20 protein-coding genes are annotated in these 24,257 nt (G+C 62.5%); 7 read left to right on the top strand and 13 right to left on the bottom strand.

What is annotated here, in order from left to right:
* Window positions 1-308: 308 nt before the first annotated feature.
* The 4 genes from SINAC_RS05475 to SINAC_RS05460 all read right to left on the bottom strand — a co-directional run bounded on the left by SINAC_RS05475 (window position 309) and on the right by SINAC_RS05460 (window position 4,335).
* Entirely contained in the window at window positions 309-1,145 is an 837-nt protein-coding gene (locus SINAC_RS05475) for an ExeA family protein (protein ID WP_015244689.1), read from the bottom strand.
* 71 nt (window positions 1,146-1,216) lie between these two features.
* A complete protein-coding gene (locus tag SINAC_RS05470; RefSeq protein ID WP_015244688.1) occupies window positions 1,217-2,020 on the bottom strand; it encodes a CpsD/CapB family tyrosine-protein kinase in 804 nt (267 codons plus the stop codon).
* Window positions 2,007-2,375, bottom strand: coding sequence for a hypothetical protein (locus SINAC_RS05465; RefSeq protein ID WP_154673637.1), 369 nt, complete (start codon window positions 2,373-2,375; stop codon window positions 2,007-2,009). Before SINAC_RS05465 ends, SINAC_RS05470 begins: the two co-directional genes overlap by 14 nt.
* A 403-nt stretch (window positions 2,376-2,778) precedes the next feature.
* Window positions 2,779-4,335, bottom strand: a complete 1,557-nt coding sequence (locus tag SINAC_RS05460; protein WP_015244686.1) for a hypothetical protein — start codon at window positions 4,333-4,335, stop codon at window positions 2,779-2,781.
* Window positions 4,336-4,930: 595 nt separating this feature from the next.
* Here SINAC_RS05460 and SINAC_RS38630 point away from each other — a divergent pair.
* Both SINAC_RS38630 and SINAC_RS05450 read left to right on the top strand, forming a co-directional pair.
* Window positions 4,931-5,299: a hypothetical protein gene (locus SINAC_RS38630; RefSeq protein WP_015244685.1), complete on the top strand. Its 369-nt coding sequence runs from the start codon at window positions 4,931-4,933 to the stop codon at window positions 5,297-5,299.
* Between the two features lie 591 nt (window positions 5,300-5,890).
* Window positions 5,891-8,488 carry a PPC domain-containing protein gene (locus SINAC_RS05450; protein ID WP_015244684.1) on the top strand — a complete coding sequence of 866 codons (2,598 nt, stop codon included), beginning with the start codon at window positions 5,891-5,893 and terminating at the stop codon, window positions 8,486-8,488.
* Between the two features lie 135 nt (window positions 8,489-8,623).
* On the opposite strand, the gene SINAC_RS05445 is transcribed toward SINAC_RS05450, so the two are convergent.
* Genes SINAC_RS05445 through pyrE form a run of 3 tightly spaced genes read right to left on the bottom strand, consistent with a single transcriptional unit; the run spans window position 8,624 to window position 10,715 of the window.
* Window positions 8,624-9,403 carry an SDR family NAD(P)-dependent oxidoreductase gene (locus tag SINAC_RS05445; RefSeq protein WP_015244683.1) on the bottom strand — a complete coding sequence of 260 codons (780 nt, stop codon included), beginning with the start codon at window positions 9,401-9,403 and terminating at the stop codon, window positions 8,624-8,626.
* Complete coding sequence (locus SINAC_RS05440; protein WP_015244682.1) at window positions 9,375-10,088, bottom strand: hypothetical protein; 714 nt, start codon at window positions 10,086-10,088, stop codon at window positions 9,375-9,377. Before SINAC_RS05440 ends, SINAC_RS05445 begins: the two co-directional genes overlap by 29 nt.
* Window positions 10,089-10,145: 57 nt before the next feature.
* On the bottom strand, window positions 10,146-10,715 hold the full coding sequence (pyrE, locus tag SINAC_RS05435; RefSeq protein ID WP_015244681.1) for an orotate phosphoribosyltransferase: 570 nt from the start codon (window positions 10,713-10,715) through the stop codon (window positions 10,146-10,148).
* 330 nt (window positions 10,716-11,045) lie between these two features.
* Here pyrE and SINAC_RS05430 point away from each other — a divergent pair, with 330 nt between their 5' ends.
* A complete protein-coding gene (locus tag SINAC_RS05430) occupies window positions 11,046-11,963 on the top strand; it encodes a site-specific tyrosine recombinase (protein WP_015244680.1) in 918 nt (305 codons plus the stop codon).
* A 13-nt stretch (window positions 11,964-11,976) separates the two neighbouring features.
* Here the strand turns inward: SINAC_RS05430 and SINAC_RS05425 are convergent, their stop codons facing one another.
* On the bottom strand, window positions 11,977-12,303 hold the full coding sequence (locus SINAC_RS05425; RefSeq protein WP_015244679.1) for a hypothetical protein: 327 nt from the start codon (window positions 12,301-12,303) through the stop codon (window positions 11,977-11,979).
* 1,292 nt (window positions 12,304-13,595) lie between these two features.
* Between SINAC_RS05425 and SINAC_RS05420 the strand changes: the two genes are divergently transcribed.
* Both SINAC_RS05420 and SINAC_RS05415 read left to right on the top strand, forming a co-directional pair.
* Window positions 13,596-14,801, top strand: coding sequence for a sodium-dependent bicarbonate transport family permease (locus SINAC_RS05420; protein WP_026011942.1), 1,206 nt, complete (start codon window positions 13,596-13,598; stop codon window positions 14,799-14,801).
* A gap of 283 nt (window positions 14,802-15,084) precedes the next feature.
* Entirely contained in the window at window positions 15,085-15,732 is a 648-nt protein-coding gene (locus tag SINAC_RS05415; protein ID WP_015244677.1) for a hypothetical protein, read from the top strand.
* A gap of 132 nt (window positions 15,733-15,864) precedes the next feature.
* On the opposite strand, the gene SINAC_RS05410 is transcribed toward SINAC_RS05415, so the two are convergent.
* On the bottom strand, window positions 15,865-16,281 hold the full coding sequence (locus tag SINAC_RS05410; protein ID WP_026011943.1) for a carboxymuconolactone decarboxylase family protein: 417 nt from the start codon (window positions 16,279-16,281) through the stop codon (window positions 15,865-15,867).
* A gap of 82 nt (window positions 16,282-16,363) precedes the next feature.
* The gene (locus SINAC_RS05405) at window positions 16,364-18,100 is read right to left on the bottom strand and encodes a CRTAC1 family protein (protein WP_015244675.1); all 1,737 of its coding nucleotides are present in this window, start codon (window positions 18,098-18,100) and stop codon (window positions 16,364-16,366) included.
* A 502-nt stretch (window positions 18,101-18,602) separates the two neighbouring features.
* Between SINAC_RS05405 and SINAC_RS05400 the strand changes: the two genes are divergently transcribed.
* Together SINAC_RS05400 and SINAC_RS05395 are read left to right on the top strand one after the other, a co-directional pair.
* The gene (locus SINAC_RS05400) at window positions 18,603-19,805 is read left to right on the top strand and encodes a TlpA family protein disulfide reductase (protein WP_015244674.1); all 1,203 of its coding nucleotides are present in this window, start codon (window positions 18,603-18,605) and stop codon (window positions 19,803-19,805) included.
* Window positions 19,806-19,977: 172 nt separating this feature from the next.
* Window positions 19,978-20,511: a hypothetical protein gene (locus SINAC_RS05395; RefSeq protein WP_015244673.1), complete on the top strand. Its 534-nt coding sequence runs from the start codon at window positions 19,978-19,980 to the stop codon at window positions 20,509-20,511.
* Between the two features lie 144 nt (window positions 20,512-20,655).
* Here the strand turns inward: SINAC_RS05395 and SINAC_RS05390 are convergent, their stop codons facing one another.
* From SINAC_RS05390 to SINAC_RS05380, 3 genes are all read right to left on the bottom strand, one after another.
* Window positions 20,656-21,651 carry a malate dehydrogenase gene (locus tag SINAC_RS05390; RefSeq protein ID WP_015244672.1) on the bottom strand — a complete coding sequence of 332 codons (996 nt, stop codon included), beginning with the start codon at window positions 21,649-21,651 and terminating at the stop codon, window positions 20,656-20,658.
* 204 nt (window positions 21,652-21,855) lie between these two features.
* Window positions 21,856-23,289, bottom strand: coding sequence for a spinster family MFS transporter (locus SINAC_RS05385; RefSeq protein WP_015244671.1), 1,434 nt, complete (start codon window positions 23,287-23,289; stop codon window positions 21,856-21,858).
* 120 nt (window positions 23,290-23,409) lie between these two features.
* Window positions 23,410-24,171, bottom strand: a complete 762-nt coding sequence (locus SINAC_RS05380; protein ID WP_015244670.1) for a hypothetical protein — start codon at window positions 24,169-24,171, stop codon at window positions 23,410-23,412.
* Between the last annotated feature and the right edge of the window lie 86 nt (window positions 24,172-24,257).

Below are 24,257 nucleotides of genomic sequence, written 5' to 3'. Positions count from 1 at the left end.
CCTTGGTAACGCATCGGGGGGGATGTCCGGACGAGCCATGGCCGTCATGGAGCCGGATCGATGCCGCGAATGCCTTGAAATAATGCAAATTCCTCGCCCAAAGACGGCGATGATGAGTGACCTCACCGCGCGTCCACGCCGACTGCCCGATTTAATACGAGGAAGGGACTCAGTGTTGATGGAAGAAAGACTCGCGGTCAAGGCGTATCGTCCCCTGGCGGTCCGCCTGTCAGGATTTCTTCCAGGCGCGCGGGAGTGGATCGCTCGTCTTCTTGGAATCGCGGATACGATCCCATCGCCTCATTTTTTCAGGCGGCCAGGCCTTCGAAGTCGAGTTCGCGGGCCGCGATCGAGACCGCGCGCGAGTCGGGACCGGGCTGTCCCTCGGCATAGGCGATCAAGAGTGCAAGATCGGCCAGGCGGTTGAGTCGACGGGGCATACCGTCCGCGGCGTGATGGAGCGAGTCCAGCGCCTCGGGAGAGAAGAGGGGGCTCGAGGCCCCGACGGCGGAGAGTCGGCCGAGGAGGTAGGCAGCCGACTCCTTGGCCGTCAACGGGCCCAGCAAGCAACGCGCAGTGAGTCGGTCCGCCAGACCCGGGGGTATTCGAAGGAGGATTTCCGGGCCGCCGACGAGTAAGAGGGAAAGGTCGGGGGGGCCGTTGGTCGCGAAGTTAAGCAGGAGCCGAAGACTCTCGAACGTCGTCGGGTCGTCGATCAAGTGCGCTTCGTCCACGATCAGTAAGGGGCGTTCACCCCTTGCCGACGCCGACGCCAGCCAGAGGCGGATCCGCTTGAGCGGCCCGGCCACCGTGTTGTCTTCGGCGGAGCCGGCACCAAGTTCCTCGGCGAGGAGCGCGAGCAATTCTCCGCCCGGCATCGCGGGAAAGACGACGTGCGCCGACGTGCCCCCGAGGTCGCGGGCCAGGGTTCGGGCCAGCATGGTCTTCCCGGTACCCGCCGCCCCGAAGATCAGCGCCGGACCTTGGCCATGCTCGAGTCCGTAGCGGATCCGACGTAAGACCGTATCCCGGCTCGGCAACGAGACGAAGGCCGACGTACTCACCGTCTCGCCGAAAGGGCGACCGCTCAGGCCGAAATGCGCCTCGTACAACGAAAAGGCCTCCGCGATTACGAAGAGAGTCATCGCAGGGGTCGCCGGCCCTGGGACGACAACGGCCGCCTGAGCGAAGAAGTGCAAAGGGAGAAGAACGTAAGTCAGACGAATGTCTCGGCGATCCCCAGAAGCGGGACACCGCCTGTGTCCAAGGCCTGGCGGGCACGCTGCAAGGCACGCTCACCCGTCAGGGCCCGGCTATGAACCAAGACAGCCGCGTCGACGGAGTGGTGCAGGACCGTCGCACTCAAACCGGCGAAGAGGGGACTGCCGTCGAGAAGGACCAGATCATATTCGCGGCGCAACCGCGCCAGAACACACGACCAGGCCGGGCTCGCGAGAAACTCACGCGGATGACCGACCGGTGCGCGGAGCGGCAGGATAGTGAGATGGTCGTCGCGGGCCTCGACCAGGGCATCAGAGAGAGCGAGGCCATCCTCGACCACATCATCGAGCCCGACCTTGGGGCGCAGGCCGAGTTGGCGGGCAAGCATGGGGCCGGTCAGGTCGGCGTCAACCAGCAAGGTTTTACCAGACCGTCGGGCCAGGGCACGTGCCAAAGTCAGAATCAGAGTCGTCCGCCCCTCGGCCCGGTGGCAGCTCGTGAAGAGAAGCACCTTCAAATGCTGGCGGTCGCGGGCCTCGATCAAAGCATCAGCAAGCCGGTTGAATCGGTCGCCGAACTCCCGCTCCAGGGTCCGGATCGTGGCAGGCCACTGGAGCGTCACGAGATCGGGATGGGAGGCCTGACTGTCCTCGGTCTCGGCGTATTCGGCCGATTGTCCCGGGGCCAGGGGCGGCTCGACGGGGCGAGCCGGAAGATGAGGAGCGGGGGGAACGACGGAATGGTCGGTGGCCCCCCGCTGGGCATAGGCGCGAGCCAAAGCCTGATCAACTTCCCGCATGGTGCGTGTCCTCGCAACCGTCATCAGGCAAGAGGTAGCCCGGTAAGACGACCGGAGACTCAACCTCCTCGTAAGGCGTCAGAGCATACGGCTCGATCGAAATCGAGATTGCGGGCGGTCGCGACGACGCGGCGAGATCCTTCGCGTCGCAGTCGCGAGCTTCAACAACCGGGGGCCGGGCCGAGGCCATCGAAACGGTGGGCCGACCTCCCCAAAGTAGCAACGAGGCCAGCAGCAACGGGCTGGCCATTAATAGTGTGTAGCCCGCCATCCGAACCTCACGGCGGAGCCGGCGGCGTCGAGCGACCGGGCGTCGGAAGTTGCGGAACGAGACGCGCTTGGATGATCTCGTCAAAGACGGAATCGCAGGCACTTGAATCAAGACCGGGACCATCAAACGCGACGGTTGTCGCGTCGATCGAGAGCCCGGCCAGGTTTGAAGATCATTGTCTCGGGACATCGTAGGGTCCCCCACGTCAGCTAGGGAAGCGGCTCTGGTTTGCGGGATTCGGACCGTCGTAAGGATCGCCTTGACTAGCGAAGCTCGGCGGACTTCTCCGCGTGCTCATGGTATCGTCCCGCCGCCGCGCCAAACTTGAACGACCTTGCCGGAAATAACGAAATCGGAAAGATGGCGGTCCGCCCGCAGACTTTACCTCACCAGAAAACCGAAGGCCCGCCCTCAGATCGCCCGGTGGGGGGCAACTCGAGGACGGGCTGGCGACATCAAAGAAGAACGGAGGAGGGCAGGGCCGTTCTCACCGACCAAACATCCGGAAGAGTCCCCGTCGGGGCTGAAGGCTACTCGTGTCGCCGTTCGCGGAATTGATGTCTCCCGCGCGGTTCGACGCGATCGCGGGACGTCCCGCTTCATAATTGCCGACCGGGCGGAACTGCGGGGGAGCTCCCGCGAAGGTCCGGCCGACACCGCCGCCGTTGGACAGGTCGAGCGACCTGACGTTGGCTTCGGTCACGTACGGGTTATGGCCGGCCCACCGCGTGAGCGTCACCTGGAGGATGTTCAGCGGAGCGTACTGCGCTTCACCACCCACCGAGATCCAGTCGTTGCCCGCGATGTTGTTGAGATCGACTCGGCCGTCGAGCCCGTAGACCAAGGTGTATTCGTAATTGCAAACACGAGGTTTGTCATCCTGCCCATTGAGGCTTGACCCCGAGTTTCCTTCGAGAGCCACCTCGAGCCGCACCGCGCGGGGGCCCTTACCGGGAATCGCGTGATAGGTTGCGGTGTATTTGCCAACGCCGTGATTCCAGACTTCGTTGACCGTGCCGCGCGGAGGAAAGGCGCGGAGGTTGGCCAGCAACGCCTTCCGGTTACCGCGGATGTGCGTCTCGATCATGTTGTGGAACTTGGCGGTCGAGCTGTCGCACGGGTCATAACCAGGGCGGGGGGGGCCAGCCGGCATCTCGTTGGCGTATTCACCAATCTGATGGTTGAGATGGTTTTCGCCCAACTCGGCCCAGAGTGCCTTGAGTTCGTCCTTGGTCAGACCCGATCCGGGAGCGGGGTTCGGCTCGCTCAGGAGGATCGACGCGACGGCACCGCCGAGGCAGTGGCCGGGCCAGCGCTGAATGTCATGGTTCTGGCTATTCGCCGCTTCCCAGCTTCGCGCCGAGGAGTTGAAGAGCTGGTCGTACTTGAGCATCGGGGCAGGGGTGGCGTAGATCGTGCCATCGGCCCCGCGGAAGGTGAGGTCATCGTACTGGTTGGGGAACCAGGTCGAGTCGTCCCCCGCAGCCACAGGTGTTTCGAGGATTCCGTTGGGGCCCGCGCGGACAATGTCCTGTCCAGGGGCAATGTACCCGCCCGGGGTGGCGACCATCTCGTCGTCGCCATAGGCCCGCATCGTGTCGACCCGGCCATTGCCACCGGCCCAGGGCTCGTGAATCGCGTCCGACTTGGTGGGCCAGTAATAGAAGTTCCAGACCTTGCGGTCGCTCTGACCGACCTGAACGAAGGAAGTCTCCACGCGGTAGGGCTTCTCCGCCCCGGTCACCTCGAAGGAATACCAACCTTGCTGGTTCATCCCCACTTCCTGCCCGTTCCGCCGCTCTTTGCCGTCAGGGCCGGTGATCTTGCCAATCGTCCCTGAGTTCGTCGCGAGGGTGAGCTGACCACCAAAACTCGTAGGAACATACACACCGAATTGACGGTCGCCAGACTGACCTGAGAGGCTACCGCCGAGGGGGACCTGCGCGACACGCTCCGTCGCGACCGCTCCCAAGGCCCAGGGCGCTGAGATCATGACGACGATCGACCATAAGACCGATCCGCCGAGCCTGTTGCCGATACGCATGCTGCCTCCCGAAAACCAATATAGAAAAGACGCCCCACCGCATCTCTGTCGCGACTCTAGCTCCCCAACACCGGCGGCCAAGGCCGACGCGGGCGTCGCAGACGACTTCAACGTCCTGCTCGCTAGCTTACCTCCAATGAGTCGGCATCCGTGCGCCCCCGGGTAGACCAATATCCGGAAGAGTCTTCGCCTAGAGTCTTGAAACTCGTCAGAGACCCTAAAGTTCGCCAAAGCGTTATCTTCTCGATCTTGCCAAGTTGACTCATCACGCGGTGTGCCCTTGCCGATAACCAACGCTGGCCACCCCTGGGGTGATGCGATGAGCCAGCCAAGATGACTGGTTCCAAGCGTCCTCCGCCGTTCCTAAGGCCAACGTGTGTTGAGTCCCCGTTGCGGGTTGGGGACGCGGTTTTTATCGGGAATCGGGTTAAACCGATTGCCGGTAACAAAGAGGTAAGCCCCCGACAGGATCGGTGGTGATGGCCTTCGACCGTTGGACGACTTCGGCCGAGCCTGACCATCAGGGGATTGTCTGCTCACTGACTCGATCGAGACGTCGACCGACACGCTCTTTCTTTCCATAGAGGACATCGCGATGACCAGCGCACTTTTGGTTCTTGCTCTGACCGCCACCGGCCTTGGCCATCATAGCGGTTCGTATGCCTCCCCGCAGGGACCGAGCAAAGTTCTGCCTTGCCCCCAGGCGCCCACCAAGGTCGCCCCGGCTCCTTGTGCCGCCCCCAGCAAGGTTCTGCCTTGCCCCCAGGCGCCCACTAAGGTGATCCCGGCTCCTTGTGCCGCCCCCAGCAAGGTTCTGCCTTGCCCCCAGGCGCCCACCAAGGTCGCCCCGGCTCCTTGTGCCGCTCCCAGCAAGGTTCTGCCTTGCCCCCAGGCTCCGGCCAAGGTGGCCCCGGCCATCTACCCCGCGCCGCAGGCCCCGATCAAGTCCTCCCCCCAGTTCTGAGCTGACATCCACGAGTTCGGGCCGCCTCGCGGCGGCTCGACTCGGGGACAAAGCGACGGCGTCTCCCACTCCGGGAGACGCCGTCGCTTTTTTTGTTTCGAAAGAATTCAAAGAACAAGTCGCTCGATAATCGCCGAGACCTCTCCCAGCGCCGCTCACCGCGATCAACAAAACTCGAGCACAGGTCGCTCACGGACCAGCCATCGAAACCAAGCCCCCTTCGGTCCGTCGACGCGAAACACAATCACAATTCATCGACCTGTCACCGACCTTTAATTTTCTTTGGCCAAACCCCAATTTTGTTGAGGAAAAACAACGCCTGCCCCACTCTTTTTCGCTTCGCCTCGTCGTTACGCGATTCCTGACATAGGCTTTCGTGGGGAACGTTGAAGTTCACCCGGCGGATACGCTTCCGTGAACAGTCCGATCGATTCACGAGCCGGCATCGCTTAGAATCGCGTGTTCGTTTGACGTCGCCACGATGCGATCGGTGGAATTTCTCTTTTGGCCAGTGAGCCTCGCCTCGGCCGACCCGTAACGACTCCACGCCCGGAGTCCAAGGCCACGACGCCAAAGAGGTGCGGATCGACCATGACTCTCAGTTTCCGAACCACCCGTACCGCCACCAGCCGATACACACCCCGGTTCGAAGCGCTCGAATCGCGCCGGCTGTTCGCGGTTTCGGCGGGGCCGGCACTGACGACCAGTCTGCCGATCGGGCCGGCTGCGCTGTCGTCGATCCCGGGTGGACTCGACCTGGACCAATCCGCCACTCCGGGAGACCTCAGCACGCTCAGCGTGGTCCAGACCACTCCCGCGTCTCTTTCGGTTCTCACCAAGCCGCCGACCGACTTGAACGTCGTGTTCAACCAGCCCTTTCCGACTTATCTGGTTGGTCTCGACATTGGCTTGCAGCGAGTCGACGCGAATGGCGCGGTGCTCGAGAACCTCACCGACTTGCTCCTCCCGTCGATGGACTTGCCGGGCCAGAGCTCGGTCCTGCCCTTGGCGATCAATGGCGTCTTGGCCCCTGGGCGGTATCAAATCGTCCTCCTCGGCAGCACGTCGCAGCTCTCCGGGCTCCCCGTCGACGGCAAGCCCGGTGCGCCCTTGATCAATAGCGGCCAAGACCAGGTTGTGAGCACGTTCACGATCATCTCGGGATCTGGGACCGAATCGCCACCCACGCTGGCCAGCGCAACCGACCTGGGTCCGATTGGCCCCGTGCCGATCGTAACGTCGGGTTCACTCAACCTTGGGGTCAACTTCAGCAGTTCCCAGTTTTACAAGTTCACGTTGACGCCCGGGCACTTCTGGCGGCTCGGGGCCGAGGTCACGGCGCAGCGGGATGGCGGAACTCTCAACTCGGTTCTGACCCTGTTCGATGCCGAGGGACGCATCCTCAAGACCGACGATCTCGGCCGCTCCGACGCCCCTTACGACCCGTACCTCTTCGCAGGACTTCAGCCTGGGACATATTACCTCGGCGTCTCGAACTCGCCGCACGTGCCCATCTCTCCCGGCAGCCCCAACTCGGTCGACGGGAACTACCGGCTCCACGTCGTGGCCAGTATCGCCGACACTCCCACGTATTTGCTCGATAGCCAGCTCATCTATTCCGACCCGTTGGATCCCCGACCGACAGGGATCGTCTTGGTCTTCTCCGGGCCGATGGACCTTGATAGCTTCAAGGACTCGATCGGGTTGGGAGGCAACTCAGGGTTCAACGGACTGCAATTGGTCGACGGGAACGGACAAGTCTGGTCGCTGACTCCGACCTCGTTCAAGGAAAGTAACAGCCAATACTCGTTCCTGTTTAGCAAACCCTTGCCCAAGGGGCAGTACACACTTCGCGTTCCCGCACTAAACGGTGTGACCGATCTCGCCGGCTGGACTCCCGTTGCCAACGGAAAGGCGCAGACATCGCTCCCAAACGGAGTTCTGACGAGCTGGACAGTCGCGAGTGATTATTCACCCCAGGCCGCGAACGACCTGGGAACGATCATGAATGACGCCAGCACACCGGCCACAAGGGCGGGCACCCTCGCAGCCGGATCATCCGCCAGTTACCGTTTTGTCGTGCCGGCTGACGGCTATTACACCATTGAGAGCACCGCTTCAAGCGAATCGTTCTTGCTCCAGTTGAGCGGAAGCGACGGGACGACGACTGCGATTCAGTCGGGCATTGGGGCCAGCCTGAACTCGAAGACTCTCTACCTGAACGCCGGGATCTACTTCCTGCAATGCAAGGCGACGGGATCGGATCGCCTTACCTTTCGGCTTTCCCTGTTCGGAAAACCGGTCTCTCCGGACGCGATTTTTGATAACGGCGTCGGCCAAGGCCCCGCGCTGAATCTCACCCTGATTACCCCAATACCGCTCCCCCCGACGAATCAGGGCAAGGTTCCCGACGTGGCTCCCGCTCCAGGGCCGGCCCCGGCTCCGGATCTCGCCCATCCGAGTCCTCTGGCTCCCACGAACCCGCCAACGGTTTTGCCCAGGTCGACGTCGACGTTCACGATTTCGTCCTCCTCAGCCGCCAACGGGCTCGTTCTCACGCTCGGGAGCGGCCTGGTTGGCTCTCCCACGGCTGGAGCTGAGCATGTCTCGGCGGTTGGTCCAGGGACGCTGGCCGGAACGACGGCACTCGCCGCGAACACTCCGGGCGTTCTTCAAGGCATCCGTTACGACCACAGCCTGAGCCCGGCATCGGCCAACCTCTTCGGCGAGAGTCTGCTTGATCCCGGCAAAGGCGCCCTGAATTCAGACGATCCCTTGGATTCCGCCAACGACCCCTCAGTTGCGAATCGGCGTCCCGTCATCGCGAATCGGGCGGAACGCGAAATCGCATCGCCATCGAACTGGCTGGGGGGGATCGGCACCCTACTCCTCCATGGGTTCGGACTCACCTCAACGTCTCAGACCCCAATCGAGCTGGAAGCCGCTCCGAGCGAGCCTGTTGCCGTCGAGCAGCCTGTTCTCTCGAGCGACGGCCTCGTGGCGGCAGAGCCTGACGAGCGAGTCGTGTACGCCAACCTTGCCGCTCCGATCGGCCTCAGCATCGTCACAGTCTTGGCCTTCCGGCTCCAGCAGCCCATTCGCCGCTGGTTGGAGCGAAAGCGGATCCTGGTCACCAAACGTCGCGCCACGACGCGGCCGACGGTCCGTGGCCCTTACAATCGGGGCTGATGTCACCGCCGAACAATGACGATGGATCGCAGAAGGACGAGGATCGATCGCTTACCCTTGCCCCCAAGGGAGAGGGGCCGGTCGGTTAGAACTCGTTCTGAGTCCGCCTCCCAATGCCCCTCCCTGTGGCAGACGTCACCAGAGGGTGTATCCACCGTCGATCACGAGGGTGGCCCCCGTCATATAACGCGAGGCGTCGCTGGCGAGATAGACGGCCAAGGGGGCCAGTTCGTCCGGTTCGCCGAACCGTCCCATAGGAATCATCTGTTCGAAGGTATCGCGAAGTTCGGGACGCTCCTGAAACCAATTCTGATTCGGCTCGGTCAGGAAGGCCCCCGGCGCGATCGCGTTGACCGTAACACCGCGAGTGGCCCAGTCGGCGGCCAGAGCGCGGGTGAAAGAGAGCAGGGCGGCCTTGGCCGTCTCGTAGCTTCGCCCGGCGATTCCTCGGGTGGCAACCAGACCCGCGATCGAGGCGACATTGATCACTCGGCCCCAACCGCGCGGCAGCATCGCTCCCCCGACCAGCTTCGACCAAATGAAGGCACTGGTGAGATTCAGGTCGATGATCCGCTGCCAATCGGCGGTCGCGAATGACTCGGTCGGGACATCGATCCGTCGCCCGCCGACGTTGTTAATCAGGATATCAACCGGCCCCCATCTGTCGAGCACCTGCTGCGCACCGGCTTCACTCGGCTCGGGGGATCCGACGTCAACCGAGAGGATCTCGACCTGACGACCGGTCGCGACCAGCTTGTCTCGCGCCTCAGTGAGCGACGAGAGATCGCGACCGACCAGGATGAGGTCGGCCCCCGCCTCGGCTAATCCACGAGCCATGGCGAACCCGAGGCCACGGCTCCCCCCTGTCACGCAGGCGCGTTTGCCATCAAGACGAAACGACTCGAGAACACTCATCGACCTTCTCCAGGGCAAATTCTTTCGTACCACCATCAGAGGGGACGTAAATCAACCGGTTGCCCACCTTGCCAAGTGTCTCAACGGCCCCCGCGAGCCGCAGGCAGTAGGCGACCCGCTGCGCGAAGGCAACCGGCCGTTCGAGCCGCTCCGCCAGGTCCAGGGTTGTGAATGAGCCCGCCTGGGCTTCCGGCAGCAAGGTCCAGAGATCGCTCGCCTGACGGAGCGTCACTGTCGCCGCAATCTCCCGGAGCCGACGATCGACGACGGCATACCCCGGCCATCGCCGCCGTGGAATCCGCACCTCGTCGATCTCGACGGCCAGCACGTCCACGGTCAGGTTCGGGTGGGGGAAGACCCGGGCCAGCCCGATGAGGTCGTCGAAGACGTCGACCAAGGTCCCGCGCTTGGGACTGAGCCGCGGTGACGTCTCGACACCGTCCTTTCGCGAACGTTTGGCAATCCGGCGCGTGAGAACGACCGGCTTGACCACCCGCACCCGATACTCGGGGAGGAGTCGGAGGAGCTTCGCCCTCAAGGGCCCGAGCGCCCCCGACTGCACCTCGATCAAGGTGCCTTCAGGCGAGACCGCATCGATCCGAAAGCCGTGGATCGAAACCTCGGAGCGTCCTCCCATTTCGGGGCCATACCGCTCCTTGAGTTGCCTGTGCAGGCTCGTCTCCACAATCGAAAGCGCCTCCTACGCTCACGGGCCGAAATTCCCCGTTGCTGTTTGTTTTTCCTACGGCTTCAGCGGCTCGACTCCCAGGTCGCGAATCGTCACCAAGGCGTGAAAGTCGAGCCCCTTGGCGGCGAACGCCTCGGCGGCCCCTTCGAGCCGGTCGAGAACGACGATGACGCGAGCGACGGTGCAGCCTATCGCCTCAATGGCCGCGACCGCCTGAAGCGACGAACCACCGGTGGTGGCAACGTCATCGACGATCACCACTGCGCTACCGGGTTCGAGCGGACCTTCGACAAGCTTACCCGTGCCGTGCCCTTTGGCCTCCTTGCGTACAAGGAATCCCCGCAAGTTCGCCAGGCCACGAGCGCCGGCAACCGCCAGGGTCGCGCCGACGATCGGATCGGCGCCCATGGTCAGCCCGCCCACGGCCGAAACGGCGGGGAGATCCGCCAGCTGGGTGAGGACCCCGAGCCCGATCAGGGCCGCCCCCTCGGCGGAGAGGGTCACCTTGCGACCATCCACGTAATAATGCGAGGACCGCCCGCTCGCCAGCGTGAAAGTCCCCGTTCTCAAGGCATCCCGCCGCAACAATTCAATCAAACGGGACCGATCGAAGAGTTCCGCCATCGCGCGAACCGACTCCTTTCCAGAGTACACTTTGCCCATTCCAGACCGCCGGCCACCCTACCAGAGCCGCCCCCTCGAATCCTAGGGGAGTCTCGTCTCCGTTCTGGCCGGCGACACGATCGGGACCGCCCATGAAGCGGGAACGAGCGGGCGACCGATGAGAAACGAGAGCGAGATTCGTTCGGGTTGATCACAAAGGCCGATCGACCGAGAGTGGTTGGTGTCCATACGAGGTCCCCAGCCGCCCCAGGGGGCAACTCGAGGGTAAACCGCTCGAAGACACGCCGGTATTTCGAAACACGAATCTCCTGAGAACAACGGTTCATCCCCATGCCCGTCATCCCTCGCCCCGACCCGAATCGTGACCCGATTGGTCCGTTCTTACACTACCTGATGGCGGAGTGCGGCGTTTCGCCCAACACCCTGGCGGCTTATCGCTCGGACGTGGTCCGTTTCAATCGCTGGCGGAGGACCCATGCGCCGGGCGCGCTGGCCGATCTCGACATCTCGTCCCTGGTCGGGTACGTCGATTTCCTGGTTCAGCATGGACTGGCGCCCAGCAGCATCGGGCGGAACCTGGCAAGCTTGTCGACCTTCTTCCGGTTCCTGATCTTCGATGGCCGGCTCACGGAAAACGTGGCGAAACTGCTGGTGGCACCGGCGGTCTGGGATCGCCTACCGACCGTTCTCGGCCCTGCGGCCGTGGATCGCCTCCTGGGTGCGCCGAACGCGGAGACCCGGCTCGGGCGTCGTGACCGCGCTGCGCTCGAGACGCTGTACGCAACCGGCTGTCGGGCATCCGAAGTGGTGAGCCTGCGCCCCCGCAACCTTGATCTGAAGGGGGGATTCGCCCGTTGCGTGGGCAAAGGGGATAAGGAACGGCTCGTCCCGCTCGGCGAGCGGGCCCGCGAGGCCCTCGTGTCCTACCTCACGGTGGATCGTCCCCTGATGGTTGCGCGCCGACCGGAGACCTTGACCGTGTTCGTGTCGCGGACCGGACGGCCGCTCTCACGGATCGGTCTTTGGCGGATTGTGAAGGTCCACGCGCAAAACATCGGTCTCCACGCCGATGTCAGCCCACACACATTAAGACATAGCTTCGCAACCCACCTCCTGGCCGGGGGCGCCGATCTCCGCGCTGTCCAGGAGATGCTCGGGCACGCTTCGATCGCGACGACCCAGGTCTACACGCGGGTCGAGCTCAGCCGATTGCGCGAAGTCCACGGCAAATTCCACCCGCGATCGTGACGCGTCGTTCCGATCACAGCGCCTCTGCGTGGGAGGAGCTTGCGGCAACGGCTTGCTCGGGATCGAACCGCACCTGGAGTCTCTCCTTGATCACGCCCCGGTAGCTCATCGGGTCGGTCCCCTTGGGACTGGCGATTCCAATCCCGACGCAGGAGTCAACCGGAATGATTCGAACGATCTTTCGCTCCTGATCGCCCAGGAGCGCGACCCGAATGTCAGCGACGATGGCCGTATCGTCCCAATGGCAACGGCTGGCCGTTCCGTCGGGCAGGAAGAGCATGACTTCGGGCAACCCCGCATCGCGAAGTCCCGCCCAGATTTCCGAGATCAGTTCCACCATAGGAAGTTCGACTCCTTCTTCGTGAGGATTCGAGCGCGGTCAGCAATCGCTGGAGAAAGGGGCGGCACCCCGTGAGGGAACTCTAGGACAGCAATCCGCCAATTCTCTTCAGAGACGATGGCGAATGGCCGAATCCACTCACTCACTCCCAACGGTGCCTCGGGTCAAGTCCAGTGGCCAGGTCAGGTCTTCACCTCTTTCCATCCGACCTTTCCCAACAAGATCTTGCGACAAAACGCCAATCACGCTAAGGTGAACACGGTACGTATGCCCCTTGAGCCTTGAGGAGGAAGGACTTGTGACCCAAGTCGATCTCTTCCCCAAACGCTTGCCTTTCCCCCCCAACGTACACTGCAAACCCTGACATCTGCATGATCCGGACGATTCGGCCCCCCCATCCGATCGTCGATCGATCCTTCGATTCGTCCGGAGTTGGTTGACGTCATCCCCTTTGAGAGATCATTCGAGGCTCGATTTTCCTCAAGGATCTGACTGGGGAACGAGACCTGGACCTGACTTCGCGGTTTAATTGATCCATGGAGAAGGATGACCTTCTGGATCAGATGAACCCGCACGACCAACTCAACTGGTCGAGCGGCAGAGAATAAGGAATCGATGCGCCCATCTTCATCGTTGGGTGGCGGGGACCAGATGCATAATCCAGTTCATAATACTTCGATTTCGAAGACTCTTGGCTTAGCCGTCGGCAATCCTCTGTCCGCTTCGTCAAATCCGGTCTTTCGAGGGCCTTGTTGGTACGCCTTGATCTCCGACGGCACCACGATCGCCAAGTCATCCCCCATGGGATCGCGCCCCCCCGTCCGTCAACCGGGACGCTCATCCGGTTCGAGGACCCTTCCCCCCCCTCCATCGAGCCCGCCACGTATCCGGAGCCGTTTAGTCGCCGACTCGTCAGCCGGGACAATTCCCAGGAGCATTTGCCGATGAACGTCCGTCGTTTCCGCATGCTTGCGATGACAAGCGGGCTGGTTGCCTTCGTCGTCGTGACCTTGCCCGCCCTGGCCGAGGAGATTCATGGAACCGTCAAATCGGTTGACCCGGTCAACAAGCAATTGATCTTGACCGACGAGGCGGGCAAAGTCGAAATCGGGGTCAACATCACCAAAAAGACGGTGGACTCCAGCGGCAAGAAGAGCATCGTCCTCAAAGACTTCAAGCCGGGAACAAAGGTCGTCGTCACCAATACGATCACCGCATCGAAGGTCGCCATCGACGAGTCGGCGAATTCTCACGGCGCCTCGGGAACGAGCGGTCAGGCCTCGCAGCGGGGGATCCTCGGCGAATTCTGGTACAACTTCCGACACAACCTCTTCAAGCCGCTCTTACTCTTCTTCTACCTAGGCTTCCTGGTCCCGATCCTCAAAGTGAAGTTTGAGTTCCCGTACGTCATCTATCAGGGCCTGACGATCTACCTGCTGTTGGCGATCGGTTGGCACGGCGGCGAAGAACTTGCCGCGATGGACCCCAAGCTCTTCGGCTCGGTATTCGGGTTCATGACGGTCGGGTTCATGACCAACTTCGTCATCGGGGTCCTCGCCTACCTCACGCTCAATGCGTTCACGAACATGAGGAAGGTGGATAAGGCGACCGTCGCCGGCTACTACGGCTCCGACTCGGCCGGTACCTTCGTGACCTGCCTCGGCGTTCTGGCATCGACCCACATCCTCTACGACGCCTACATGCCGGTGATGCTGGCCGTCATGGAAATTCCCGGGTGCCTCGTGGCGCTCTACCTCGTCTCGCGGCTCCGCCACCAAGGGATGGATGCCCTCGGGAACATGCCGGACGAAGTGGGATACGACCCAAAGGCCGTCTCGCCCATCCCGACCCACGGCGACTCACACGGTCATGACGACCACGCCGCCATCGAAGCCGAGACCGAGCTCGCGCTCGAGAAGATGGAACACCCGGACAATGGCAACGGGAACGGGAACGGCAAAAAGGCAGGTGGGGTCTTCTCGCGCAAACTGCTTCACGAAGTGTTCCTCAACTCGGGTCTCTACCTTCTCTTCGGCGGGATCGCGATTGGTTTCATCAGCGGCCTTCAAGGGCCCGAAGTCACCCGGGCGGACGATAGCTTCTTCGTCACCCTCTTCCAGGGGATCCTCTGCCTCTTCCTGCTCGAAATGGGCATGACGGCATCGCGGAAGTTGAAGGACCTGCGTCGAGCAGGCTGGCCATTCGTTGCGTTCGGCATCATCGCCCCGAACGTCTTCGCCACGCTTGGAATCTTTGTCGCACACGCGTTCAGCACCATCACCCACACCCCGTTCCAGTTGGGCACGTACGTCCTCTTCGCCGTGCTCTGTGGTGCCTCGTCGTACATCGCCGTCCCCGCCGTGCAACGCATGGCGATCCCCGAGGCCAGCCCGACCCTTCCCTTGGCCGCCTCACTTGGCCTGACCTTCTCGTACAACGTGACCATCGGCATCCCGGTCTACATCGAGATCGCCAAGGTCGTGCAGAGGATGTGGTAAGCGTCCCTCGAACACCATGGGCGACCAGACCGGAGGCGGCCCGTTCTCGCTCCTCAATCCGAGGACGAGACCGACCGCCTCCGGGTGCGCGCAGAATCGAGCAAAAACCGAAACTTCCCTGGTCGACTGAAGATTCTCGGCCCACCGAACCGCGATCCGCCGCTCATTAACCAACGGTGGGACGTTGCGATCCGGTTCCGCCTGTTCTAAGGTGACAGCCGGTGGACAACTCCAGCAGCCAGCTCATTTCGGTTTCACTCCAACGATGTAGGGGAGGTCGACGATGCGGACGTTCGGGATCATGGCTCTGACCCTCGGTGCGGCTGTCGTCATTACCGCGCCCACCGCCCAAGCCCAGGGATTCCGTGGCGGCTTCGGTGGCGCCGGCGGCTACGGCCTGCTGTCCAACAAAAGCGTTCAGCAAGAGCTGAAGCTCGAGGGCGAGCAGGCCGAGAAGGTCTCGAAGATCGTCAGCGAGATCAACGCGAAAACACGCGAGAAGATGCAGGACATCCCACAGGAAGAGCGGCGGGAAAAAATCGCCGGGATCCAGCGCGCAGCCAACGAAGAGATCAAGGCAGCCGTCAAGGGCGACCTCAAGGCTGAGCAGACCACCCGGCTCGAGCAGATCATTCGCCAGAACCAGGGTCTGCAAGCCTTCGCCGACCCCACCACCGCTGAGAAGCTGAGCCTGACCGGCGACCAGAAGGCGAAGATCCGGGAGCTCGGCCAGGAAATCGCCGAGAAATCGCAGGAAATCTTCCAGAGCGCCGGCGATGATCGTCAAGCGGCGATGGGCAAGCTTCAGGCGCTTCGCAAAGAGGCCCTCGAAAAAGTCGTCGCTTCCCTGACCGACGACCAGAAGAAGAGCTGGAAAGAGCTGACCGGCGAGCCGTTCGAGATCAAGTTCGAACGCCGACCGAATAACTGATCGCTCATTTGCTTGGCAGCCGATTCCTCCGAGGCGACGCCCCGAAGGAATCGGCTCCTTTCCGATCGGCAGCCCCGCCCCCCTCGCTCGCTCCTCTCGCCTGCCACGACTCAGCGGATCCGACAGCCGACCTCAATCCAACGGCGGAAACACGTCCGGCTCGATCTGGTAGCCGTTGGCGATCGCGTTCGTCCCGTTGAACAGCGCAACCACCGCCATGACTTCGCCAAGCGCCTCCACGTCCAGACCCAGCTTGCGGACGGCCGCCGTGTGCGAGTTGATGCAATAGGCGCAGCCGTTGGTTGCCGACACCGCCAAAGCGATGATCTCACGGGTCAACGGGTCGAGTCGGCCCGTGCGCCCCTCGGCCTCAGGGTGCATGATCGCCTTGAGCCGGGTCCAGACCAGCTCTAACTGGGTGGGGTTGGTCGCCAAGACTCGCCAAAAGTGAGGGATGAAGTCGAGCTTCTTCGTCGCCTTGATATCCGCGAAGATCGCAGCGACCGCCCCGGTGGCCTCCGACTCTTCCACGAGGCGAACGGTTGCCAGTCGCTGTTCCGCCACAAGATCCTCCCTCACGTTCGCTTTTGATGATTGAATCAAACAACGCAATCTCGAACCGCTCCGTCAATTATCGAGCGGCGCCGCGCCCTTCTTCAAGGCGATGTCTCCCGCCAACCTCGAGATCATTCCAGGTTTCGACCCGTCCCGAAGGCCAGGAAACTTCCAGACGCTCAACCCCCGAGGCAGCTCCCACTCCCAGGAAGAGGCACCCCTCCGACGCCGAAAGATAGCTGCCGCCGCCGACCACCTCGCGGACCAGCACGCGCGGGCCGACGGTCGCCTTGACCCGTGCGCCCACCGCAGACCCGGCGTGTCGGCCGACCAGGTCGACAACCAGCCAACGGCCTCCGCGACTCTCATTGTGGAGGAGCGAGGCGGAACCATCGAGCGAGTTGACCACCACGTCGGGCCGGCCGTCGCGGTCGAAGTCGCCGACAGCGACTCCTCGGCCGAGCATCGACCGACCGAACCAAGGCCCAGCGCCCGCACTCGCATCAACGAATCGTCTCCCTTCATTGCGAAGCACCATGGGACGCATCGCGAACGGAACCCCCAGCCGGGCGCGGTCGAGGACATGGCCGTTTGCCTGGAACAGGTCGAGCCGGCCGTCGCCATCGAAATCCTCGAGCAGAATGCCGAAACCAAGCACACTGCGAGTCGCGGCCGTCAGCCCCAGGCTCACCGAGACGTCGCGGTAGTTCCCTTTGCCAAGGGCCTGGAACGCAACCGTCGAGCGGTCGTAAAAATTACTGACGACAAGGTCAGGGCGGCCATCGCCATCGAAGTCGCCTCGCGCGACACCCATGCCAGCCAGCGCATTCCCCTGACCATCGAACGCCACGCCGCGTGCTTCCCCGACTTCCCTGAACCGCATCCCCCCTTGGTTCTCAAAGAGCCAGCAGGCACTCCCATCGTTGGCAACGAAGAGGTCGGGGAGCCGATCCCCGGTCATGTCGGCAATCAGAACGCCCAGTCCCCGGCCACCGGGCAAGGCAATGCCGGCCGACGCGGAAACGTCGGTGAAGGTGCCGTCGCCGTTATTGCGATAGAGGCGGTCGGGCTGGGCGGGAAAATCTTCGGGACCGCAGTAATCCCGCCGTCCGTCCGGAGCCGCGCAGTAGGGCGCGGTGTTCGGATCGAAATCCAGGTAGTTCGCGACATAAAGATCGAGGTCGCCGTCCTGATCGAGGTCGGCGAAGGCAGCTGAGGTGCTCCAGAGGCCCGACGAGAGACCGGCGCGGGCCGTGATGTCGGCAAACTTCCCTCCCCCCTCGTTGCGGTAGAGGCGCTGATCACGCCAGCCGGTGACGAACAGGTCGGCTCGACCGTCGCCATCCACGTCGCCAACCGCCGCGCCCATCGCGTAGCTCGGCCCAGGCACCCGGGCGGTCTCGGTCTCGTCGCGGAAGGTGCCGTCTCGTTGATTCCGGTAGTAGCGACCAGGCGGGTCGGCCTTCCCCTCGCGTGAGCCAATGGGACCGCCATTACAGAAATAGAGGTCGGGCCATCCGTCCTGATCACCATCGATCAAGGCCACTCCGCCCCCCATCACCTCGGGCAGGTCGTGACGCTGACGTGAGCCGGTGTCGAAGCGGAAGGGCACCCCCGCCTGAGCGGCGATCTCTCGGAATACGATCGGCGAAGAGTCAGGTGGAGCGCCGCAGGCGCCTTGCTCACCCCCGAACGCCAGCACCAGAACCAGCAGGCCAAGGTGATCGAATTTTCCGATCTTCCGTCTTATCTGCTTAGGCACGCTCTTCAACTCGCCCCGGAACATCAGCACATTAACCAGCAAAACAGGCATCTCAAATACACTCGCGCACGTAAACAAGCTTACGATTCATGGTGTTCTGATTGGCCAATCCCATGGCAGGCCCCGGTTCGTGAGCCAGGGACTCCGCGATCTCCCTCGCCGCCTTGATCGTCCCGTATGAACTTCGTTCCATCGGTGACGCTGGTGTCGCTCAAAGCATTATCCGTGATCTCCACTTCCTGACCAGGAAAACGTTGAAATCGGCGTCGTTCAGGATCGCCCTGAAGGCCGTGATGACCTGGCGAGGCAATACCCCGGGAACACCTCCAATCTCGTAAGGGTGAACATGGCCCCCTTGGTCTCTCAACCCCCGAAGGTCGCGTTCTCAAACCCCGTCGGTGACCCCACGGCAAACCAACTCCGGCATTCCTGCAAATCGCCTCCCAAGACGACGAAAATACCCGTCTCATCAACAACAAGGTTGCACAACGACGCTTGTCAGGGTAGATTCTCGAGAGTATATTACTTCTGTAAGAGCACAGGAGACGCTGCGATGCGATTCGCAAATCTCGTGGCTGGCCTGCTGACAGTCATGCTTGCGACTCCGGTCGTGGGGGAGTCGGATACCAAGCCGACGGTAGAGCTTGCGCGGTTGAAGAAGGAGGTCGAAGCAGCCTGGGAGGAGTTGGACCTCGGCCGGGGATCCAAGGCGACGGAGGCGGAGCAGAAGGCGGCCGGCGACCGTTACTACGAGCAGGCCGCCGGCCTCGCCCGTCGCGCCTTAGCCTTGGCCGAGGCTTACCCCGACGCCCCTGAGGCCGCCGAGGCGGTAGCCTGGGTCATCAGTGGCGGCCTCGGCGGCTACTCCGCGAAGCTGGACGCCGAGTGCGACGCGGCCTACGACCTGATGGCCAAGCGATACCTCGATACCTACGCGATCCTGCCCGTCGTCCGGACGGCATGGAGCGACTCCAGCTGGACCGCGCACGCCGAGGCGTTTCTCCGCGCCGCGGTTGAGCGGACATCGAACAGCAACGTAAAAGCCCTGGCTTGCTTCAGCCTAGGGCGTCATCAACAGCAATTCCTCCGCGTGGCGCGATACCTCGAGGATCCGCTCCGAGGCAAAGAGGTGGAATCCCATCTCGGCCCCGAGAATGTCCGTCGCATCCGCGCCGTCGATCTGGGCACGGCAAAGCGTGAGGCAAAGACGCTCTACGAGCGAACCTTGAAAGAGTTCGCCGACCTCCAGCCAATGGGGAAAGACTTCCCGCCCCTGGGTGAGCAGGCCGCAGGGGCACTTTTCCGACTGCAGAACCTTGAGATCGGCTGCGCCATGCCGAAACTCGAAGGCGAAGACGTTGATGGTAAGCCGCTCAAACTCTCCGACTCCCGAGGTCAGGTCGTCGTCCTCTCATTCTGGGCGACCTGGTGCGGCCCTTGTATGGGCATGGTGCCCCAAGAGCGCACCTTGGTCGAGCGGATGAAGGGGCGGCCGTTCGTCCTGATCGGCGTCAATGGAGACGAAGACCGCGCCAAAGCCAAGACAGTCTCGGCCAAGGAAGGGATCACCTGGCGGTCGTTCTGGGACGGCGGCCCGCATGGACCGATCTCGGTCCAATGGGGCGTCAGCTCCTGGCCGACAGTCTACCTGGTCGACGCCAACGGGATCATTCGCAACGAGAACCTCCGGGGTGAAGCCCTCGATCGGGCCGTCGAGGCGCTGGTCACCGAGGTCGAGGGGGCGGCGAAGCAGTAGGTTCGTTTCCCTTGAATGCCAGGGGCACGATCACACTCAGAGCCAAAAGGCGCAAACAAACATTCATTGAAAATCGGAGATGGTGGTCAAACACGACCACGAAGACCGCACACAAAAAAGATAATTTCGTGGCGACCGCGAACCGTCACAATCGGATTTCAGGAGAGAGGCGATGATTCTCAGCCTGGCCAAAGCCCTCTACGAGATTCTCGGCATCGCTATGAAGACGGTTTTTCTGATGGCAGGTGCTGCGATCATCGTGGGGTTGGTCTTCAAAGAAACGAACGGCCCCCCCCATGACAACGCCACGTCTCATCCCAAAACGCTTCTTGTGAGGGACGACCGTGGCAAGATCATCGTCTCCCTGGAGGACGATGAAAAGCAAGATTTCTCGAAGTTTGTCCTCCGAGACAAGGAGGGATCTCCCTTAATCAATGGAACAGTTTATCAGGACAAACGCATAATATTTAGCTTGGGGGATGAAAAGGACGATGGACTCGTCAGGTCGGTCGGCTATACAACCGCGAATGGAAGAATCTGCCTCGGTGTTTGGAACGGGAAGAGCCAGTACAAGCTGTCGGCAAGCAAAGACGGCTCGTCCGTGATTGAGCTGGTCGACTTGGACAAGAACATCCTGCGCCGGTTTCGCGTCACACCAGGGGGCGACTTCGTCGATGACCTGCCGGTGATATTGGGGGATCAATAGAGCGGTCTGCATTGGCGTCGCACGCGGGGCAAAGCAACATACCGACGACAAGCATTTTCTGGCATACTCAAACAAAAATAGCCAGAGATCCATATCTCTGGCTATCCAGACAAAATTCATCCGGCTGGGACGATAAAATCAGGCTCAGGAAGCCGGTCCGAGCAGGTCTTTGACAGCCTCGCGCTCGGCTTGCAGTTCCTTCGCGGAGGCATCGAGGCGACCGCGAGCCTCGTCGTCAATCGTCAGGCCCGGAACGATCGACCAGCGGCCGCCGTCAGAGGAGATCATCGGGAAGCTATAGATCAGGCCGGCCGGAATGCCGTAGCTGCCGTCGGAGACGACACCGGTGCTGAACCAGTCGTCCCCCTTCGAGGGGGTCGAGAGCGAGCGGACACTATCGAGCGCCGCGTTGGCTGCTGAGGCCGCCGATGAGGCGCCCCGCGCCTTGATGACCGCGGAACCGCGCTTGGCCACGCCCGGAATATACTGCTCCGTGAACCAGGTCGGGTCGGTGATGACCGTGGTCGCCGGCGCACCGCCGATCTTGGCGTTCTTGTAGTCGGGATACTGGGTGTCGCTGTGGTTTCCCCAGATCGTCACGTTCGTGACTTCACTGACGGGCACGCCTGCCTTCTCCGCGAGCTGCGCGGCGGCCCGGTTCTGGTCGAGCCGGGTCATCGCGAACCAGCGATCGGCCGGGATATTGGGGGCGTGCGACTTGGCGATCAAGCAGTTGGTGTTGCACGGGTTGGCGACGGTCAGGACCCGGACGTTCGGCCCGGCAGCATCGTTGATCGCCTTGCCTTGCCCGGTGAAGATCGGCCCGTTGGCCCGAATCAGGTCAGCGCGGGTCATCCCTTCCTTGCGAGGCAAGCCACCGACCAGGATGACCCAGTCGGCTCCCTCGAACGCGGTGGTCGCCTGGTCGGTCGCCTGGACATCCGCCAGGAGCGGGAAGGCGCAGTCCTCGAGCTCCATCAAGGTGCCCTTCAGGCTGGGCAAGGCGGGCGTGATTTCCAGGAGCCGAAGCGAAACGGGCTGGCTCGGCCCAAAGAGACCTCCCGAGGCGATCCGGAAGATCAGAGCGTAGCCAATCTGGCCTCCGGCTCCTGTCACGGCGATGCGAATGGGTGCGGTCATGGTCAAACAGTTCCTGAGAAAACAATTCGCCTCGAAAGGGGGAACAATTTCGGACGCGCCTCGTCGACGGGAACCGGCGACCGGGTGCCACGGATCTCCCAAAAACCGCTTCTATCAATCTCGATGCCAATGGCGACGACGATCGGTGGCGAATCGGCGGGGAGCGTCCAATTTCGCTGCCATCTTACCAAATGGGAGCGGACTTTAGAGAGCCGTCGTTTCTGGCGCCTGGGAAGGGCGAGGCGCAGCCTTGAGCTTGGCCTGCATCAGGGCCATCTCGCGAGGCAGGTGCCGGGCGCCAGCAATCAGCACGATCCCCGAAAGCAGGAGCGCCGGGACCACCATCAGCAGGCCCGCAACGATATTCTCGGGCGGATGACCGACCACCTGAGTAGGCACCGCTCCGATCGCTTTGAGAAGTTGGCCGTAGGAGCTGGCCATCGTTTCCGGATCGCCAAAGAGATCGGCTGCCTTACCGATCAGCCAAGGGGACCAGATGTCGCCGAGGAAGTGAATCGCGAACGTCGAGATCGCGAACGCAGCCGCCCTAAGGTTGGGCTGGACCACGTTGGCGACGATCGCGTTGCACGGCCCTGTGTTAACGAACATCAGCGCCTCGGCGGCGAAGATCATGGCATAGATCACCGGCTCGGAGGTCGAGAAGAGGGCCAGGAGAACGAACGGGATCGAGGCGATCATGCTCAGCCCGGATACGAGGAAGAGGGCCTGAGGCCTCGTCTTCGCCAGGCGATCGGTGAGCCATCCGCCCAGGGTCATCCCCACGATGGCGGCCGTGAACGTGCAGAGGCCGAGCATCGTCCCCGCACGCTGCTGGTCGAAATGCCGGGTGTTAAACAGGTAATTCGGCACCCAGACGAGCATTCCGCCGATGCCGAACGTGTAGGCGGCCATGCCGAAGACCGAGTACGTGTAGGACGAGTTGACCATCAGGTCGAGATAGTCCTCACGCGTGGCACCCGCTTTCTCGTGAGCCTTGAGCCGATCGACCGGAATTCCCTCGCTCGCCCCGCGCACCGGTTCGGGAAGCAGGAACGCGAAGAGCGCCGCGACCAGACCGGGCACACCCACAACGTAAAAGGCCATGTGCCAACCATAGTTCTTGGCGATGAGCGGCCCCAGGCCGATCCCCAAAGCGCTGCCAAACGGCATCGCGAGGTAGAACGCCGACAGGACGCGGGACCGCTGGTGGCGTGAGAAGACATCGATCAAGATTGTGGGGGCAATGACCCCATAGGTCGCTTCGCCGATACCAAGGATGCTCCGGGCCAAGACCAGATCGCCGTAGCTGCGGGCCAGGCCGCTGCCGACCGTCGCCAGGCTCCAGAGCCCCACGCCGAAGGCGAGGAGCCAGGTCCGGCGATAGCGATCGCCCAGCCAGCCCATCACCGGGCTGAAAACGGAATAGCTGATGAGGAAGACACTCATCAGGAGACCCCACTGCTCGTTGGTCACCTTCAGATCATCCCGGATCTGCGGCTGGATCGAGACCAGGATATTGCGGTCGAGGTAGTCGAGCAGATTCATCGCAAACAGGATGATGAAGGCGGTCATCGCCCCGCTGGACGCCCTCTGGGCCAGTCCAACATCCGATGCATCGTTCTTACTCGCGTCGATCATGACCTAGTCCCTCGCGCATCGGTCTCAACAAGAACGGGCCGATGCTACGCCAAGGCTCCGGGCATCGTCCAGAGGTAAAGCAGGCGGAGTCGGAGCGTAACGGCTCCACTCCGATCGAGTTCAGTCTTTAATCCGAACCAAGAGCCGGAACGTTTGAAGGAGGCGTTCGAAGCTGGCCGCGCTGATCGTCCGGGGGGAACGGACCCGAATCAGCTTGCCTTCATCCTCGTCCCAGAGTTGCAGGTCGATACGAACCTCGGCCGGAGCAGGGCGGGGCAGGGGAGGAGCCGACGCCGGGGCCGGAGCTACCGCCAAAGGGGGGGGAGCAGGCAAAGGAGCGGGGGGGCCGTTCGGATGGAAGATATTGTCGGCCCCCAGAGCCCCGGCAAACCGAGCCGACTCGAGAAAGGCCTCGGCCGCCTGCTTCTTGGCCGTGGCGATGATCTGGTGGTTGTGATAGAGCACGTTGCCGAGAATCTCGGGGTCGGGAACGCGCTTCCCGGCCATCCGCTCGGCAAGCTCCGCATAGAGGGGTGGCTTGAGCAACGCCTGGCGGTGGAGTTGGGGCACCTCGGTCGGCTCCACCGGGTGGAGAATCGTCCGGGCCAATGGGGTCAGTCCATAGCCATCGCCGGTCAAGGTCAGCAAGCCGAACTGCCGGGCCGCACTGAGCCGCGCCGAGAATGTGTTCGTCTTGATGTTCTTATAGCCCAACGCCGAGGCGATCGCGGAGGCCGTCAGGCCGTCAAGACCAAGGCCGTCGATCGACTCGCAGAGTTTGAGGCTCTCGGCCAGGCTGACGCCGGGATAGCGCGTGCTCCGCTCGCGTTTGGAGCGATTCGAAGCCGCGGGCTGATTCTCATCGTCGATGGGATCGGACATATTCGCTCACAAACTTCGGAACACCTGGAACGCCGCGTCCCCGCCAACGCCAACGGCCTTTCACAAAGCCCGCGTCGAACCTCGCT

This window comes from Singulisphaera acidiphila DSM 18658, assembly GCF_000242455.2.
Classification (GTDB): domain Bacteria; phylum Planctomycetota; class Planctomycetia; order Isosphaerales; family Isosphaeraceae; genus Singulisphaera; species Singulisphaera acidiphila.
Note: the sequence above shows the minus strand (reverse complement) of the source record. Positions and strands in the feature narration are given on the sequence as shown.